This window comes from Sphingobium sp. Cam5-1 (assembly GCF_015693305.1).
In the GTDB taxonomy this organism is placed as follows: Bacteria; Pseudomonadota; Alphaproteobacteria; order Sphingomonadales; family Sphingomonadaceae; genus Sphingobium.
Genome location: NZ_CP065138.1, coordinates 1,212,530 through 1,227,963 on the forward strand (window position 1 = coordinate 1,212,530; position 15,434 = coordinate 1,227,963).

14 protein-coding genes and 1 pseudogene are annotated in these 15,434 nt (G+C 59.4%); 9 read left to right on the top strand and 6 right to left on the bottom strand.

What is annotated here, in order from left to right:
* Positions 1–18: 18 nt before the first annotated feature.
* Positions 19–1,293, bottom strand: coding sequence for a phosphopyruvate hydratase (gene eno / locus IZV00_RS06155; RefSeq protein WP_196226250.1), 1,275 nt, complete (start codon positions 1,291–1,293; stop codon positions 19–21).
* A gap of 210 nt (positions 1,294–1,503) precedes the next feature.
* On the opposite strand from eno, the gene IZV00_RS06160 reads away from it, so the two are divergent.
* The 5 genes from IZV00_RS06160 to IZV00_RS06180 all read left to right on the top strand — a co-directional run bounded on the left by IZV00_RS06160 (position 1,504) and on the right by IZV00_RS06180 (position 3,772).
* On the top strand, positions 1,504–2,118 hold the full coding sequence (locus IZV00_RS06160; RefSeq protein WP_196226251.1) for a hypothetical protein: 615 nt from the start codon (positions 1,504–1,506) through the stop codon (positions 2,116–2,118).
* Between the two features lie 52 nt (positions 2,119–2,170).
* Positions 2,171–2,548 (top strand): phage holin family protein, encoded by a 378-nt coding sequence (locus tag IZV00_RS06165; protein ID WP_196226252.1) that lies wholly within the window; start codon positions 2,171–2,173, stop codon positions 2,546–2,548.
* A complete protein-coding gene (locus IZV00_RS06170; RefSeq protein WP_196226253.1) occupies positions 2,545–2,868 on the top strand; it encodes a hypothetical protein in 324 nt (107 codons plus the stop codon). The genes IZV00_RS06165 and IZV00_RS06170 overlap by 4 nt, the downstream gene beginning before the upstream one ends.
* Positions 2,861–3,448 (top strand): DUF883 family protein, encoded by a 588-nt coding sequence (locus IZV00_RS06175; RefSeq protein ID WP_196226254.1) that lies wholly within the window; start codon positions 2,861–2,863, stop codon positions 3,446–3,448. Before IZV00_RS06170 ends, IZV00_RS06175 begins: the two co-directional genes overlap by 8 nt.
* Before the next feature lie 102 nt (positions 3,449–3,550).
* A complete protein-coding gene (locus tag IZV00_RS06180; RefSeq protein ID WP_196226255.1) occupies positions 3,551–3,772 on the top strand; it encodes a DUF4170 domain-containing protein in 222 nt (73 codons plus the stop codon).
* 4 nt (positions 3,773–3,776) lie between these two features.
* On the opposite strand, the gene IZV00_RS06185 is transcribed toward IZV00_RS06180, so the two are convergent.
* The 5 genes from IZV00_RS06185 to carA all read right to left on the bottom strand — a co-directional run bounded on the left by IZV00_RS06185 (position 3,777) and on the right by carA (position 10,239).
* Positions 3,777–4,418 carry a rhomboid family intramembrane serine protease gene (locus IZV00_RS06185; protein ID WP_196226256.1) on the bottom strand — a complete coding sequence of 214 codons (642 nt, stop codon included), beginning with the start codon at positions 4,416–4,418 and terminating at the stop codon, positions 3,777–3,779.
* A gap of 25 nt (positions 4,419–4,443) precedes the next feature.
* Positions 4,444–4,920: a transcription elongation factor GreA gene (greA, locus tag IZV00_RS06190; protein ID WP_196226257.1), complete on the bottom strand. Its 477-nt coding sequence runs from the start codon at positions 4,918–4,920 to the stop codon at positions 4,444–4,446.
* Positions 4,921–5,000: 80 nt separating this feature from the next.
* Positions 5,001–8,336: a carbamoyl-phosphate synthase large subunit gene (carB, locus tag IZV00_RS06195; RefSeq protein ID WP_196226258.1), complete on the bottom strand. Its 3,336-nt coding sequence runs from the start codon at positions 8,334–8,336 to the stop codon at positions 5,001–5,003.
* Between the two features lie 2 nt (positions 8,337–8,338).
* Positions 8,339–9,073, bottom strand: a complete 735-nt coding sequence (locus tag IZV00_RS06200; protein WP_196226259.1) for a hypothetical protein — start codon at positions 9,071–9,073, stop codon at positions 8,339–8,341.
* The gene (gene carA, locus IZV00_RS06205) at positions 9,073–10,239 is read right to left on the bottom strand and encodes a glutamine-hydrolyzing carbamoyl-phosphate synthase small subunit (protein ID WP_196226260.1); all 1,167 of its coding nucleotides are present in this window, start codon (positions 10,237–10,239) and stop codon (positions 9,073–9,075) included. The genes IZV00_RS06200 and carA overlap by 1 nt, the downstream gene beginning before the upstream one ends.
* A 155-nt stretch (positions 10,240–10,394) precedes the next feature.
* Between carA and IZV00_RS06210 the strand changes: the two genes are divergently transcribed.
* The 4 genes and pseudogenes from IZV00_RS06210 to rpoD all read left to right on the top strand — a co-directional run bounded on the left by IZV00_RS06210 (position 10,395) and on the right by rpoD (position 15,214).
* Positions 10,395–10,847 (top strand): GatB/YqeY domain-containing protein, encoded by a 453-nt coding sequence (locus IZV00_RS06210; protein ID WP_196226261.1) that lies wholly within the window; start codon positions 10,395–10,397, stop codon positions 10,845–10,847.
* Between the two features lie 85 nt (positions 10,848–10,932).
* Positions 10,933–12,783 (top strand): DNA primase, encoded by a 1,851-nt coding sequence (gene dnaG, locus IZV00_RS06215; protein WP_196226262.1) that lies wholly within the window; start codon positions 10,933–10,935, stop codon positions 12,781–12,783.
* 11 nt (positions 12,784–12,794) lie between these two features.
* A pseudogene (locus tag IZV00_RS06220) lies at positions 12,795–13,124 on the top strand (DNA primase); the annotation flags it as partial.
* Positions 13,125–13,165: 41 nt separating this feature from the next.
* The gene (gene rpoD, locus IZV00_RS06225; RefSeq protein WP_196226263.1) at positions 13,166–15,214 is read left to right on the top strand and encodes an RNA polymerase sigma factor RpoD; all 2,049 of its coding nucleotides are present in this window, start codon (positions 13,166–13,168) and stop codon (positions 15,212–15,214) included.
* Positions 15,215–15,434 lie beyond the last annotated feature (220 nt).

Here is a 15,434-nt window from a genome sequence, read left to right on the forward strand (position 1 = left end):
CCGGTTGTTGAAATGAATTTAGCGGAAGATGGAGCGGCCCGCGTAGACTGCGACGTCGCCCAGTTCCTCTTCGATGCGGATCAGCTGATTATATTTGGCAAGCCGATCCGACCGCGCCAGCGATCCTGTCTTGATCTGACCGCAGTTAGTCGCCACCGCGAGGTCGGCGATAGTCGCGTCCTCGGTTTCGCCGGAGCGGTGCGACATGACAGCGGTGTAGCGCGCGCGGTGAGCCATATCGACTGCCGCCAACGTTTCAGTGAGCGAACCGATCTGGTTCACCTTCACCAGCAGCGAGTTGGCAAGCCCCTTGCCGATCCCCATCTCCAGACGCTTGGGATTGGTCACGAACAAATCGTCCCCAACCAGCTGCACCTTGCCGCCGATCTTATCGGTCAGCGCCTTCCAACCTTCGAAATCATCCTCGCTCATGCCGTCTTCGATCGACTTGATCGGATAGTCGGCACAAAGCGCAGCCAGATAATCGGCCATTTCGACCGGGTTCAGCGACAAGCCTTCGCCAGAGATTTCATATTTGCCGTTCTTGAAGAACTCCGTCGCGGCACAATCCAGCGCCAGCACCACGTCATCGCCGGGCTTGTACCCTGCCTTTTCAACAGAAAGCATGATGAAGTCGAGCGCGTCACGCGTGGAGGCGATGTTGGGTGCAAAGCCGCCTTCGTCACCTACCGAAGTGGCGAGGCCCTTGTCATGAAGCCCCTTTTTGAGCGTGTGGAATATCTCCGCACCAATGCGAACTGCATCGGCGATGCTTTCCGCGCCGACGGGCATGATCATGAATTCCTGGAAGTCGATCGGATTGTCGGCGTGTTCGCCGCCGTTGATGATGTTCATCATCGGCACCGGGAGCACATGAGCCGAAACGCCGCCAACATAGCGGTAGAGCGGCAGGCCTCGAGCATCAGCAGCCGCCTTCGCCGTGGCCAGGCTGACACCCAGAATGGCGTTCGCGCCCAGGCGACCTTTATTTTCAGTACCATCGAGCGCGATCATCGCCGCGTCGACCTCTGCCTGGTCTTCCGCATCAATGCCGATCAGCTGTTCGGCAATCTCATCATTGACGGCCGCCACCGCTGCCAGCACGCCCTTGCCAAGATATTTGCTCTTGTCCCCGTCACGCTTTTCGACCGCCTCATAAGCGCCCGTTGACGCACCGGAGGGAACCGCCGCGCGGCCAAAGCTGCCATCTTCCAGCATGACATCGACTTCGACAGTAGGATTGCCCCGGCTATCGAGAATCTGACGAGCGTGGATATCGAGAATGGCGGTCATGGTCGCTCCCTGAATGCTGCAATGCGCCTTGAAATCGCGCTCCGCTTAGCCACCACCTCCGGCCTTGGCAATGCAGGGCTTGCATGGACTCGAAAAATGCCGATGCTCAAATTAGTAACGGCAACGGAACTGTGGCCCGCCGCGAGCATTGAGGACGGATATCCATTCGCCCGCATCGCGACCCCACAAAATCTGAGGAGACATAGGACGATGGCCGACACCCCGGAAACCCCGCCCGTCAAGCGCGCCAAGAAGGCTACACCGGCGAAGCCCGCCAAGGGAGAGCCCGTTGCGACCCGGGAAGCGACACCCGCCGCGCCCGCGCCGGTCAAGACAGCGGCGACGCGACCCGCACCGACCGCCAAGCCCGGTAACGGCGCCGCTTCGCATGGTTGGGCAGCACAGATCGCACCGTTGAAGGCGCAGGCGAAAAAAGCCGCCCGGACGGCAGCTGACACGTTCAACACTGTTGACTGGAAGACGCATATCGATCCGTTGAAGGATCAGGCAACGAAGACCGCCATGTCCGCAGCGGTCGTCGCCAAGGACAAAACCGGCACCGCTATGCAGAGCCTAGCCAAGCTGATCACGGACACGGCCGGCACTGTCGATGCGAAGCTGGGTCCGCAATATGGCGACTATGCGCGGCAGGCGGCCGAAGCAGTAGCTGGAGCCGCCGACACGTTGGACAGCAAGGACGTCGATCAATTGATGACCGAAGCGCGCGATTTCGTGCGTAAAAGCCCTGCCGTGGCAATCGGCGCGGCAGCGGTGGTCGGCTTCGTCCTGATGCGGCTGGCCAAGGGTTCAGACGACAAGGCTTGAGCCCGACTACCATCAATTACACAAAAGCCCCGAAGCTGGGGCGGAGGGGTTTTTGACCGACGAACCTAGTCTGATAGCAGAGCACGCCGAAGCCGGCCCTGAGCAGGAGGACGGCGTCCGCGCGACGTTCGCCAAGCTATATACGGACGGTCGGGCCTATGCCGATGCGGAGATCGAGCGGCAGAAGCTGCGCGTTGGCATAGCTGGTGCTGGTGTTCGGGATGCTGCGATTTTCGCAACTGTTGGCTTCATGCTTAGCTTTGCGGGCCTGATCGCATTTCTGGTGGGGCTCGTAATGGCACTTAGCCCCCATCTGGGAGCAGGCTGGTCGGCGCTGGCGGTGTTCGGCGGGGCTTTGCTCATCGCTGCCATATTGCTGTTACTCGCGAAGGCCAGGATTTCGCGCATGCGGAGGGCCATCAAGGCATGAATGAAACCGAAAAATATCGGCAAGCCGCGATTGATGCGGAGCAGCGGAAGGCTCGGTTTCTCTCCAGTCTGTCTGCGGCGAAGGCTCGCATAGCGCCGGGACGGCTGAAGCAGGATCTCAAGGAGAAGGCGGCAAGAGGAATCACTAACGGTCGCACCTATGTGTCGACCAAGCTTCATGAGCAGCCAATTGCCGTTGGCGCGACGGGTGCGGCTCTCCTGATCTATCTTTTCCGCAACCCGATTTCGGCACTTTTCAAACGGACATACGTTCGGATTACTAACCGTAACCCGGAAAGAGCGGAGACTGACCATGGCTGATATTCATGCCCAGATCACTCGCGTGCGCGACGCAGCGAACGACATTGCCGGAACTGCCACAGGCAAATTCCGGGATTCTACAGAGAAGGCTCGGGAAAATGCCGCTGAGCTGATCCAGACTGGCCGCGAACGCGCCGGTGGCGCGTATAGCGATGTGCGCGATCGCACTCAGCGGGTTGCGGCTAGAGCCAATGAGATCGTTCAGGAACATCCTGTCGCCGCCGTCGCTGGCGCAGTGGCTGCTGGAGCCGTCGTGGCTTGGCTGTTCCCCAAAAGCCGCAGGGCGATAAAGGCTCTTCCCGCTATTGCCATGACTGCGGGGAGCCGTGTCGTGGAAGCGGCCATGGCAGCGAGCGCGGCCGCCGCCCAAGGCGCGGAGAATATCAAGACCGGTGCAACGGACGCCCTCCACAATGCTCAAGATAGCGCCGCCAAGACCGCCGCTTCCGCTCGCGATGCGGCTGCGTCCGCCGATATCACGGGAACCGCCTCGCGCATGGCCGACGATCTTGTTTCGCTTGTCACCGGCAAAATTGATGCCGTTAGCGACGCGCTCAAGGCCCGATTGCCGAAACGCTGACCGCCGAAACGTTCGAAAGCTTTAGCTTTCGTGACGAAGCCTTGGACAGGAGTGGAGCCGTTGCTAAGGTGACCACTCCTTCTAAGGGAGACGGATTACATTATGAGCAAACTCCACCTCGTTATGGGCGGACGCGTCACGGACCCGCAGACGCTGGAATTTGAAGATTTGAACTCAATTGATGTGGTCGGCGTCTTTCCTGATTATGCATCCGCTGAGAATGCATGGCGAGGCGCGGCACAGCGAACCGTTGATGACGCCGAAATGCGTTATGTGATCGTGCACCTGCATCGCCTGCTGGAACCGGATTTGCCGCCAGCCTAAAGCATCACACGATTGGTCGGGGTCCTTTGCGAAATCGCCAGAGCAGCAAAGGACGGGTCAGCACCAAGCCTACAAGAAAGCCTCCGATGTGAGCGGCTATGGCGATTTGACCAAGATCGCCAAAGCCGCCACGCGACGACGCGACGCCTATCATGAGCTGAAGGATGATCCAGCCAGCGGCCAGCCAGATCACGCGGAGAAAATTGGCGGAAAATGGGCCGATCCGCCGTACCGTACGCTGGCCATAAAGCAGCGCATAGGTCGCGAGAACGGCCGATATGGCGCCGCTCGCGCCAACCATCGGGCTAGGCGAAGCGGGTCCTGCCACCCATTGCAATAAAGCCGCGCCATAGGCACCGACGATATAGAGGATCAGGACCGCACGCATTTGCAGCACCTGCTCGACCTGCCGCCCGCAAAAGACCAGCATCAGCAGGTTGAAACCAATGTGCAGCCAACCCGCATGGATCAGCGTGCAACTGAGTGGCGTCAGCCACACAGGTACAGCAACTACGCCTGCAAAAAGCTGAGGATCGTCAATCCTGGCCGGAATAAAGCCACCGAGGACGGCGGCGGTGTCCACTTGGCCAGTCAGAGACAATATTAGGAAGGCGGCGAAAGTGATCACCGCGATCCCATTTGTCATACGGCCGGATGGCAGTTTCACCGGATTAGATGAATTCGATCTTGTCGATCAGGTAAAATTTGTCGCCTGCCGGAACCGACACCTCAACTTCCTCCCCAACCTGACGGCTGATAAGGGCACGTCCCAGCGGGCTGTTGTAGCTGATCATGCCAAGCTTCGCGTCGGCTTCCGCCTGCCCCACGATCTGGTAGCGAACCGGCTTGTCATCCTCATCCAGCAAGGTAACGGTCGCGCCGAACACCACCTTGTCACCCGACAGTGATTTCGGGTCGATGATCTGGGCGCGCGAGAGCTTGTCCTCCAGATCAGCGATGGTTGCTTCAACCTGACCCTGCCGTTCCTTAGCCGCGTGATATTCCGCATTTTCGGACAAGTCGCCATGCGCGCGAGCTTCCTCGATGGCGTCCACGATCAAAGGCCGCTCGGCCTTCAGTTCGCGGAGCTGCTCATTGAGCTTGTCATAGCCCATCTGCAGCATCGGCATCTTCTCGACGGTCGCCATTCTTGCAAATCCTTCGTCAAAACTTCCCTTTGGCGGCTCCAGCTTGGAGCCACCCGCAGCGTGCTTCCTTGTGCAGGGGATCAGGCTTGCGACACGGGATAATAGGACTGGAGCGATCGCACTTCAAGGGCATGGCCCCGAAGAGCCTCGATCGCGTCGGCCGCGGCGACTGATGCGGCCGCTGTGGTGAAGCTGGCGACCTTGGCACGCAGCGCGCTGGTGCGGATCGCCTTGCTGTCCTTCAGGGACTGCCAGCCTTCGGTCGTGTTGAAGATCAGGTCGATGTCACCATCGGTGATCTTGTCGACGATGTGGGGCCGTCCCTCGGCAACCTTGTTGACCGACTGCACGGCGATGCCCTGCTCTTCCAGATAGCGCGCGGTTCCGCCGGTGGCGACGATGGTGAAGCCCAATCCTGCCAGCTTTTGCACCGCAGGCAGGACCACCGGCTTGTCGCTGTCCTTGACGGATACGAAGGCGGTGCCACTCTTGGGCAGGACGGTGCCCGCGCCAAGCTGAGCCTTGGCGAAGGCGGTGGCGAAATTGCTGTCGATGCCCATAACTTCGCCGGTGCTTTTCATTTCGGGCGAGAGGACGGGATCGACGCCGGGGAAGCGGGCGAAGGGGAAGACGGCTTCCTTAACTGCAATATGAGTTATAGAATTGCGGTCGATTTGTGGGAGGTTCTTGAGCTTCTCTCCGGCCATGACTCGGCTGGCGATCTTCGCGATGGGGGTGCCGATGGCCTTGGCTACGAAGGGGACGGTGCGGCTGGCGCGGGGGTTTACCTCGATTAGGTAAACAATGCTGCCCTTTACCGCGAACTGGATGTTCATGAGGCCGCGGACCGACAAAGCGCGTGCGAGAATGTCGGTTTGGCGCTCGATTTCCGCGATAATGTCGTCGGAAAGGCTGTAAGGCGGCAAGGAACAGGCGGAATCGCCGGAGTGGACGCCCGCTTCCTCGATATGCTGGAGCACGCCCGCAACGACGACGTCTTCGCCGTCGCAGAGCGCATCCACGTCCACCTCGGTCGCGTCGCGCAGATATTGGTCGATCAGCACCGGGGAGTCGCCCGACACCTGAACGGCGGTGGCGATATATTCCTCAAGCTGGGCCTGACCGTCGACGATTTCCATGGCGCGGCCGCCAAGGACGTAGGACGGACGCATGAGGACCGGGTAGCCGATGCGGTTGGCGACGGCGATCGCCTCCTCGCGGCTGCGGGCGATGCCGTTGGCGGGCTGCTTGAGCTTCAGCTTGTCGATGAGGGCGGCGAACCGCTCGCGGTCTTCGGCGAGGTCGATCGCGTCGGGCGAGGTGCCGAGGATGGGCACGCCCGCGTCCTCGAGCGCCTGCGCGAGCTTCAGCGGGGTCTGGCCGCCGAACTGGACGATGACGCCCGCAAGGGTGCCGTTCGACATTTCGACGCTCATGATTTCGAGCACATCTTCGGCGGTCAGCGGCTCAAAATAGAGCCGGTCGGACGTGTCATAGTCAGTCGACACCGTTTCCGGGTTGCAGTTGACCATGATCGTCTCATAGCCCGCGTCCGACAGCGCGAAGCAGGCGTGGACGCAGCAATAATCGAACTCGATCCCCTGCCCGATCCGGTTCGGACCACCGCCAAGGATCACGACCTTCTTACGGTCGCTGGGCTGCGCCTCATTCTCCGTCTCGCCGAACAGCGGGGCTTCGTAGGTCGAATACATGTAAGGCGTCTTCGCCTCGAACTCGGCGGCGCAGGTGTCGATGCGCTTGAACACCGGACGGACGCCTAGCTTGTGGCGCAGGCTGCGTACTTCCATTTCGGTGACGCCGCCGGTCATGGCCTTGACCGCTTCGTGGATCAGGCCCGAGCCGCGCGCGATGCCGCGTTCCATGCCGCGCAGATTGGCGGACTTGAGCGCCAGATGGGCGAGACGCTGGTCGGAAAAGCCCATGGACTTGAGACGACGCATGCCGTCCGCGTCCTGCGGCAGACCATTTGCCAGCACTTCGGCTTCCGCGTCGATGATTTCCTTGATCCGTTCCAGGAACCAGGGATCGAACTTGGCGATGTTGTGGATTTCGGCGACGGTCAGCCCTTCGCGGAGAGCCTGCGCGGCGACGAGCAGGCGGTCGGGCGTCGGTGAGGCAAGCGCCGCGACGATGTCGTCCTTGGGCGCGCCTACCAGATGCGCCACCTCATCGAAGCCGCAGAGGCCGGTTTCGAGGCCGCGCAGCGCCTTCTGCATCGATTCATGGATGTTGCGGCCGATCGCCATCACTTCGCCCACCGACTTCATCGCGGTGCCGAGCAGCGGTTCGGACCCCTTGAACTTTTCGAAGGCGAAGCGCGGGATCTTGGTCACGACATAGTCGATAGTCGGCTCGAACGACGCTGGGGTCGCGCCAGTGATGTCGTTCTCGATCTCGTCCAGCGTGTAGCCGACGGCGAGCTTTGCCGCGACCTTGGCGATCGGGAAGCCGGTCGCCTTCGACGCCAGCGCCGAGGAACGCGAGACGCGCGGGTTCATTTCGATGACGATCAGGCGGCCGTCCTTCGGATTGACTGCGAACTGTACGTTCGAACCGCCTGTTTCTACACCGATTTCACGCAGCACCGCGATGCTCGCGTTGCGCATGATCTGATATTCCTTGTCGGTCAGCGTCAGGGCGGGTGCGACGGTGATGGAGTCGCCGGTATGGACGCCCATCGGATCGACATTTTCGATCGAGCAGATGATGATGGCGTTGTCGTTGCGGTCGCGGACAACCTCCATCTCATATTCTTTCCAGCCGAGGAGCGATTCCTCGATCAGGACTTCGGTCGTGGGCGACGCGTCGAGCCCTTCGGCGACGATCCGCTTGAACTCTTCCTTGTTGTACGCAACGCCGCCGCCGGTGCCGCCAAGCGTGAAGCTGGGGCGGATGATGGATGGCAGGCCGGTGAACTCTAGCGCGGCCAGCGCCTCTTCCATCGTGTGGGCGATGCGCGAGCGGGCGGATTCAAGGCCGATCTTGTCCATCGCATCGCGGAATTTCAGGCGATCCTCCGCCTTGTCGATGGCTTCGGCGTCGGCGCCGATCATCTTGACGCCGAACTTCTCCAGCGTGCCGTCATTGAAGAGCGCGAGCGCCGTGTTGAGCGCCGTCTGGCCACCCATTGTCGGCAGCACCGCGTCGGGGCGTTCCTTCTCGATGATCTTCGCCACGATTTCGGGCGTGATCGGCTCGACATAGGTCGCGTCGGCAAATTCCGGGTCGGTCATGATGGTGGCCGGGTTGGAATTCACCAGGATGATGCGATAGCCCTCCTCCTTGAGCGCCTTCACCGCCTGTGTGCCCGAATAGTCGAACTCGCAAGCCTGGCCGATGATGATCGGGCCAGCGCCGATGATGAGGATGGAGGAGATATCGGTGCGTTTGGGCATTGTTATAGTCCCACAAGTGGTTTGATTTGTTCGAGAAGTTTCACTGCCAAATCGCCGATCACACCGCCGGCGAATTCGGTCGCGATGAAACCCAAGGTACTTATAAGAACGGTATATATTGCCTTCAAACGGACTGAAGGAGATTTTAGTAGTTCCTGCCCAGCAGAGATTTCACTTACCAATCTCTCCCGTTTATCGACCAACTTTCCTTCAGGGTCGTTGTCGAATGAAAGTCTGCTTTTCAACTGCTCTAGTTCATCCACGATAGGGGCTATATTGTCTCCTATCGATACAACTCGGTCACTCGCCGGGATCTCAATTGAGCCCCGAATAGCGTCCTCCCTATATTCTGAGTTTCTCTGACCCAGGTATCCTTCAAACACGTCTCTAAAGTACCGACTGCCCACCCGCTTAGCTGCAAGGTAGATAGGATTTCTGACCAAAACAGATTCTCGAAATTTGAGATATTTCGCCTTGTCAAAAACGTAATATGAGCCAGCGAAACCATGGTCTTCAATGGAAATTACGTCGGCTTCTACCAATTCATCGAAGATAGAATCACTCAGGTATTCAAGGTTAGCGATATCAGATGAAGCACCTTGAGCAGAAAGCACCTCATTCAAAGTCTTCCGTAGGCGGGGTGTTAACTCCTCCCTTCGACTATGCGCAGATGGCAGTTTTAACTCGGTAATATCGCGGAAGAATAAAGTCCGAATGTACGGGTCGATAGTCGACATTAATTCTTCAACCCCTCCACAAACCTCTGGAACAGGTAGAAGCTATCCTGGGGGCCGGGTGAGGCTTCGGGGTGGTACTGGACGGAGAATGCTTTCTTATCCGTTAGTTCGATGCCGCAATTGCTGCCGTCGAAGAGCGAGACATGGGTCGGCTTTACATTGGCGGGCAGCGTGGCGCTGTCGACTGCGAAGCCGTGGTTCATCGAGGTGATCTCGACCAGACCGTCCGACAGGCGCTTGACCGGGTGGTTGGCGCCGCGATGGCCCTGGTGCATCTTGATGGTCTTGGCACCGGCGGCGAGCGCCAGCATCTGGTGGCCGAGGCAAATGCCGAAGACGGGCTTGTCGGCTTCCAGCACCTTACGGATCACGGGGACGGCATATTCGCCGGTCGCGGCCGGATCGCCGGGGCCGTTGGAGAGGAACACGCCGTCGGGGTTCTGCTCCATCACCTGCTCGAAGCTGGCGGTGGCGGGGAGAACGGTGACGCGGGCGCCAGCCTTTACGAGGTTGCGGAAGATGTTGTTCTTTGCGCCGTAGTCGATGGCGACGACATGGGGACGTTCCTGCCCCGCTTCATCCTTGCCGTAGCCGAAGCCGAGCTTCCACACGCCGTCTTTCCAGAGGCGGCTTTCCTTGCCTGTGACTTCGATGGCGAGGTCCATGCCTTCAAGGCCAGGCCAGCTGGCGGCCTTTTGCGCGAGGGCGGCAAGGTCAAAATTGCCTTCCGGATCATGGGCGATCACGACGTTGGGCGCGCCCTTCAAGCGGATCATGCGGGTGAGCGCGCGGGTGTCTACGCCGGACAGGCCGATGCGGCCATTTTCGCGCATCCATTGGTCGAAGGGTTCGACGTTGCGGAAGTTGCTGGGCTCCGTCACGTCCTGCCGCACGACGCAGCCAAGCGCGAAGGGGTTGTCCGCTTCGACATCGTCCAGGTTGGTGCCGACATTGCCAATGTGCGGGAAGGTGAAGGTGACAATCTGCCCGGCATAGCTGGGGTCGGTCATCACTTCCTGATAGCCGGTCATGGCGGTGTTGAAGCAGAGTTCGCCCACCGCGTCGCCCACCGCGCCGAAGCCGCGGCCGAACACTGCGCTGCCGTCGGCGAAAACCAATACCCCTGTCGCTCCTTTGGGCACGGTGAGGGTCTTGGCATCAGCCATGGTCTTAGCGTCCTTTATGCTTTTAGCGGGAACCCGTGTGCAGCGGGTTAAACGGCCGGTCACCTATGCTTGTGAGGCCCCGCGGTCAACCACTGTAAAAAATCTCTTTTGGCGTTATATCTGGTCTTTTCCGGCAGAACAGGATTCGTATCGCCATGATTCGCGAGCAGGTTAAGAGCGCCCAGGTCGAAGCCATGAAGGCGGGGGACAAGGAACGCCTGGCCGCTGTGCGTTTGATCATGGCGAAGCTGAAGGATCGGGATATCGAGCTGCGTACGGCGGCGAACGTGCCGGATGACGATACGGTGGTCGTCGAGGTGCTGCAGAAGATGGTGAAGCAGCGGCGCGAATCGATCGAGATGTTTCGCAATGGGGGGCGCGAAGAGCTGGCGGCTAAGGAAGAGGCCGAACTGCGCGTTATCGAGAGCTTTCTGCCGCAGCAGATGAGCGAAGATGAGACGCGCGCTGCGATCGAGGGGATCAAGGCGGAAGTTGGGGCGGCCAGCGTCAAGGATATGGGGAAGGTCATGGCGGTGCTGAAGGAACGGCATGGAGCGGTGATTGATATGAGCAAGGCTAGTGGGTTGGTTAAGGCGGCGCTTGGTTGAGGGTTGGCCAGTCTCGTTAGACTGATGCAACGTTCGTGCAACCATGCTATCAGTACGGCACGGGCTATCATCAGGCTAAGGTATAATGTCGCTTTCTCCACAGTTTCTGGACGAACTGAGAGCAAGGACCAGTTTGTCCACGCTGATAGGCCGCACTGTAAAGGTGCAAAAGGCCGGGCGCGAATACAAGGCATGCTGCCCATTCCATAACGAGAAGACGCCCAGCTTCACGATCAATGATGAAAAGGGCTTTTATCACTGTTTCGGCTGCGGTGCTCATGGTGACGCCATTCGATGGATGACCGATCAGCGCGGGTTGCCCTTCATGGATGCAGTGAAGGAATTAGCCGCTACCGCTGGACTGGAGCTGCCCGCGCCCGACCCTCGTGCAGCGAAGCGCGCGGAGCAAGCGAAGGGGCTGCACGATGTGATGGCGGCCGCCCAAGCGTTCTTCGAAGCGCAACTTGGCGGGATCGAGGGAGCGGACGCACGCGCTTATCTTCAGCGCCGGGGCATCGATGCCCGAGCTGCAAAAAGCTTCGGCTTCGGTTACGCACCTGAGGGTAGGTATCGGCTCAAAGAAGCATTGGCCGAGTTCGACGAACCGCTTTTGATCGAAGCGGGCCTTCTGATCAATCCCGACGGCGAGCGCGAGACCTACGATCGGTTTCGTGGACGCCTCATGTTACCCATACGCGACATTCGTGGTCGCGTTATCGCCTTTGGTGGCCGCATCCTAGGCGCGGGTGAACCCAAATATTTAAATTCTCCTGACACCCCTCTCTTTGACAAGGGGCGCACGCTTTACAATATCGACCGCGCTTCACCTGCGAGCCGCCAGGCAAATCGGGCAATAGTCGTTGAAGGCTATATGGATGTGGTTGCGCTGGATCAGGCCGGTTTCAGCGAAACGGTCGCTCCATTAGGTACCGCACTTACCGAACATCAGATCGAACGGCTTTGGAGGATGGCCGAAGTGCCACTCCTATGCTTTGACGGTGACGCTGCGGGGCAAAAGGCTGCGGACCGTGCTGCTTTGCGTGCTCTCCCCATACTAAAACCAGGCCGGAGTCTGGCATTCGTTACCATGCCATCAGGCATGGACCCGGATGACTTCATCCGCTCGAATGGCAAGGAGAAATTCGAAACTTTCCTGTCGCTGGCGAAGCCGCTGGTAGAGCGCGTCTGGGAATTCGAGCTAAGGCAGGAAGCGGTCGACACACCTGAATCTCGTGCAGGGCTTCAGCAAAGAATCAACGAACGGGTCGCCTCGATCGCCGATCCACTAGTGCGCAAGCAATATGCGGACGACCTGCGGAACCGGTTCTTCGAACGATTTGGTTGGGGATGGAAGCGTTCCGAAAGAAATCAGGTTCGCCAGTTTATCACCGGCAGCCGGGATGAAGCGAAGAACCTTCGCAATATCGCAGACCGTATAGACTATGCCGTCGACCGAGCCATCATTCTAGGTCTCTGCCGGTGGCCTGCTGTCCTTTATTCGCATCGGGAACATCTGTCTCAATACGAACCCAAGAGCAAACTTCTCCAGCAGTGGCTAAATTTTCTGATAGCTATCAGTTTGAAGCGTCCTGCTCTTGAGGAATCGGTTATTGAGGTTATTGCCGCCGACAGCGACATTCCACCGCTGGAGAAACGCGAGCTTACTCGCGATTTTCGATATACATTCTACAGCAAAAGCTCTGACGCCCAAGTTGCGGAAGCTGACCTTCGCCAAGCTATCGAGATAATAGTGACGGACCAGGAGCTAGCTCGGCAGTTGGATGAATATGAGCGCGACTTGGCTACCCGCCATCAGGAAAACTGGATGAGCGAGGAGGAATGGACACGTCATCAGCGCATTCACTCCCAGCGACGCGAATATAGTCAGCGCATCCAGGAATATAAGGCGAATCAGGAAGAGCTGCTCGCCGCTTGACCATCCCACACAAAGAAACAGTTGAAACAGAGGGCCTCCTTACCATATTGGGCCAAGGTGAAGTGTATAATATGGCGAAGGGGATGCTCCGGGCCGACACGTTCACATTCACCCCCAGCAGGATGAAGACCGATCCCGGTCGCGTTCAGCGCGATCTGGAGGAGGCTATCCGGGTGATGGCGCAGGGACCGGAGTTGGAGACGGCGCTGGCGGAGGCGACGAGGCGGGCGAGGGAAGACCTTAACGAGGAGACCTTTGCCGAGCAGCAGCGGATCCAGCGGTTGAAGATGGATCATGACCAGCGCCTGGCGGAACTGGCGCAGTCCGAAGATATTATTTGATAGATCGTCCCCCGGCGGGATGATGGAGCTAAGGCGAATACATGGCGAGCAAGGCGACAGGCAAGGGTGCGGGCGAGGATGTGGATAGCGGCGATGCGCCGCTCCTTGATCTGAACGAGGCTTCGGTCAAGAAGCTGATCGCGCGCGCCAAGAAGCGCGGCTACATCACCTATGACGAACTGAATGATGCCCTGCCGCAGGACCAGATGTCCTCCGAGCAGATAGAGGACATCATGGCCGCGCTCAACGAAATGGGCGTGAACATCGTCGAGAATGAGGAAGCCAGCGAGGACGGCGACGAGCAGCGCGAGCGCGAGGATGCCGAAGACGCCGAAGATGATTCGAGCGACGATGACGGCGCGCCCAAGCTTGTCACCGAGAAGAAGAAAGAGACGGTCGATCGGACCGACGACCCGGTGCGCATGTATCTGCGCGAAATGGGCGCCGTCGAACTGCTCAGCCGTGAGGGCGAAATCGCCATCGCCAAGCGTATCGAGGCTGGCCGCGACACGATGATCCTCGGGCTGTGCGAAAGCCCGACGACCTTCAACGCGATCATCGAATGGTCGACCGCCCTCAACAATGGCGAGATGCAGCTGCGCGAGATCCTGGACCTCGACGCGATGCTTTCGAAGGACCCTGCTCCGGAGAATCTGGAGGAAGGCGCCGAGGATGATGACGGCGAGATCAGCGAGAAAACCGCTGGCCCCAGCTTCAAGGAAGAGGAGGAGCCGGAGGAAGAGGCAGCCGATTCCGACGAGGACGAGGACGGCCTGACCGAACGCCGTGCCCGGCGCGTGGAAGAGGAAGAAGAGGAAGACAACACCCTTTCCCTCGCCCAGATGGAAGAGACGCTCAAGCCGATGGCGCTTGAGAAATTCGCAACCATCACGGAGATTTTCCGCGCCTTCTCAAGTGCGCAGGAATCGCGCATGGCCGCGATGGCCAATGGCGAGACGCTGAGCCAAAAGGCCGAGGACGATTATCAGGAGCTGCGCGAGCGGCTGACCGCCGAGGTCGAAAGCGTCCAGTTCCACCAGCAGAAGATCGAATATCTGGTCGATCAGCTCTATGCCTATAACCGTCGTCTGACGGCACTGGGCGGGCAGATGCTGCGTCTGGCGGAACGGCACAAGGTCAGCCGCAAGGACTTCCTTGACCGCTATGTGAACCATGAACTGGACGACGCCTGGCTGGACAAGGTTCAGGGCCTCGACAAGAAATGGGCCGCTTTTGCGGCGGCCGAAGCGCGCGCCGTCGAGCGCATCCGTACCGAGGTGAGCGAAATCGCGCAGGCGACCGGCATGTCGCTGGGCGAGTTCCGGCGCATCGTCAACATGGTGCAGAAGGGCGAGCGCGAGGCGCGGATCGCGAAGAAGGAAATGGTCGAAGCGAACCTGCGCCTCGTCATCTCCATCGCTAAAAAATATACGAACCGTGGCCTGCAATTCCTTGATCTTATTCAGGAAGGCAATATCGGCCTGATGAAAGCGGTCGATAAATTCGAATATCGGCGCGGTTACAAGTTCAGCACCTATGCGACCTGGTGGATCCGCCAGGCGATCACCCGGTCGATCGCGGATCAGGCGCGGACCATCCGTATTCCGGTCCACATGATCGAGACGATCAACAAGCTGGTGCGCACGTCCCGCCAATTCCTGCATGAGCAAGGACGCGAGCCGACCCCGGAGGAAATGGCCGAGCGCCTTTCCATGCCGCTGGAGAAGGTGCGCAAGGTGATGAAGATCGCCAAGGAGCCGATCTCCCTCGAAACGCCGATCGGCGACGAGGAAGATTCGCACCTGGGCGATTTCATCGAGGACAAGAATGCGATCATCCCGGTGGATGCGGCAATTCAGGCGAATCTGAAGGAAACCGTCACCCGGGTTCTGGCTTCGCTGACGCCGCGTGAGGAACGCGTGCTGCGCATGCGTTTCGGCATCGGCATGAACACCGATCACACGCTGGAAGAAGTGGGCCAGCAGTTCAGCGTGACCCGTGAACGTATCCGCCAGATCGAGGCGAAGGCGCTCCGCAAGCTGAAGCACCCGAGCCGCAGCCGGAAAATGCGGAGCTTCCTCGACCAGTAAAGCATGATCTTAGTTGGGTGAGAGCCACCCCGAACTTGGTCCGCCCCCCCTTCTTCTGGCGACGGCAAGGTAGCGGGACCCCGGGTCGAGCCCGGGGTGACAGAAAAAGGACACCTTAATGCGGGGCTCCTGTGTAGGACGACCGCGATCTAAAGGTTGGAAATCGGCGAAACAAACAAGGGCGGCTTTTAGGGCCGCCCTTTTTTTCGTCTCATAAACC

Excerpts from the sequence above, each read along its gene's own strand:
- eno (WP_196226250.1), bottom strand. The coding sequence starts at position 1,293 with ATGACCGCCATTCTCGATATCCACGCTCGTCAGATTCTCGATAGCCGG.
- IZV00_RS06160 (WP_196226251.1), top strand. The coding sequence starts at position 1,504 with ATGGCCGACACCCCGGAAACCCCGCCCGTCAAGCGCGCCAAGAAGGCT.
- IZV00_RS06170 (WP_196226253.1), top strand. The coding sequence starts at position 2,545 with ATGAATGAAACCGAAAAATATCGGCAAGCCGCGATTGATGCGGAGCAG.
- IZV00_RS06175 (WP_196226254.1), top strand. The coding sequence starts at position 2,861 with ATGGCTGATATTCATGCCCAGATCACTCGCGTGCGCGACGCAGCGAAC.
- IZV00_RS06180 (WP_196226255.1), top strand. The coding sequence starts at position 3,551 with ATGAGCAAACTCCACCTCGTTATGGGCGGACGCGTCACGGACCCGCAG.
- IZV00_RS06185 (WP_196226256.1), bottom strand. The coding sequence starts at position 4,418 with ATGACAAATGGGATCGCGGTGATCACTTTCGCCGCCTTCCTAATATTG.
- greA (WP_196226257.1), bottom strand. The coding sequence starts at position 4,920 with ATGGCGACCGTCGAGAAGATGCCGATGCTGCAGATGGGCTATGACAAG.
- carB (WP_196226258.1), bottom strand. The coding sequence starts at position 8,336 with ATGCCCAAACGCACCGATATCTCCTCCATCCTCATCATCGGCGCTGGC.
- IZV00_RS06200 (WP_196226259.1), bottom strand. The coding sequence starts at position 9,073 with ATGTCGACTATCGACCCGTACATTCGGACTTTATTCTTCCGCGATATT.
- carA (WP_196226260.1), bottom strand. The coding sequence starts at position 10,239 with ATGGCTGATGCCAAGACCCTCACCGTGCCCAAAGGAGCGACAGGGGTA.
- IZV00_RS06210 (WP_196226261.1), top strand. The coding sequence starts at position 10,395 with ATGATTCGCGAGCAGGTTAAGAGCGCCCAGGTCGAAGCCATGAAGGCG.
- dnaG (WP_196226262.1), top strand. The coding sequence starts at position 10,933 with ATGTCGCTTTCTCCACAGTTTCTGGACGAACTGAGAGCAAGGACCAGT.
- rpoD (WP_196226263.1), top strand. The coding sequence starts at position 13,166 with ATGGCGAGCAAGGCGACAGGCAAGGGTGCGGGCGAGGATGTGGATAGC.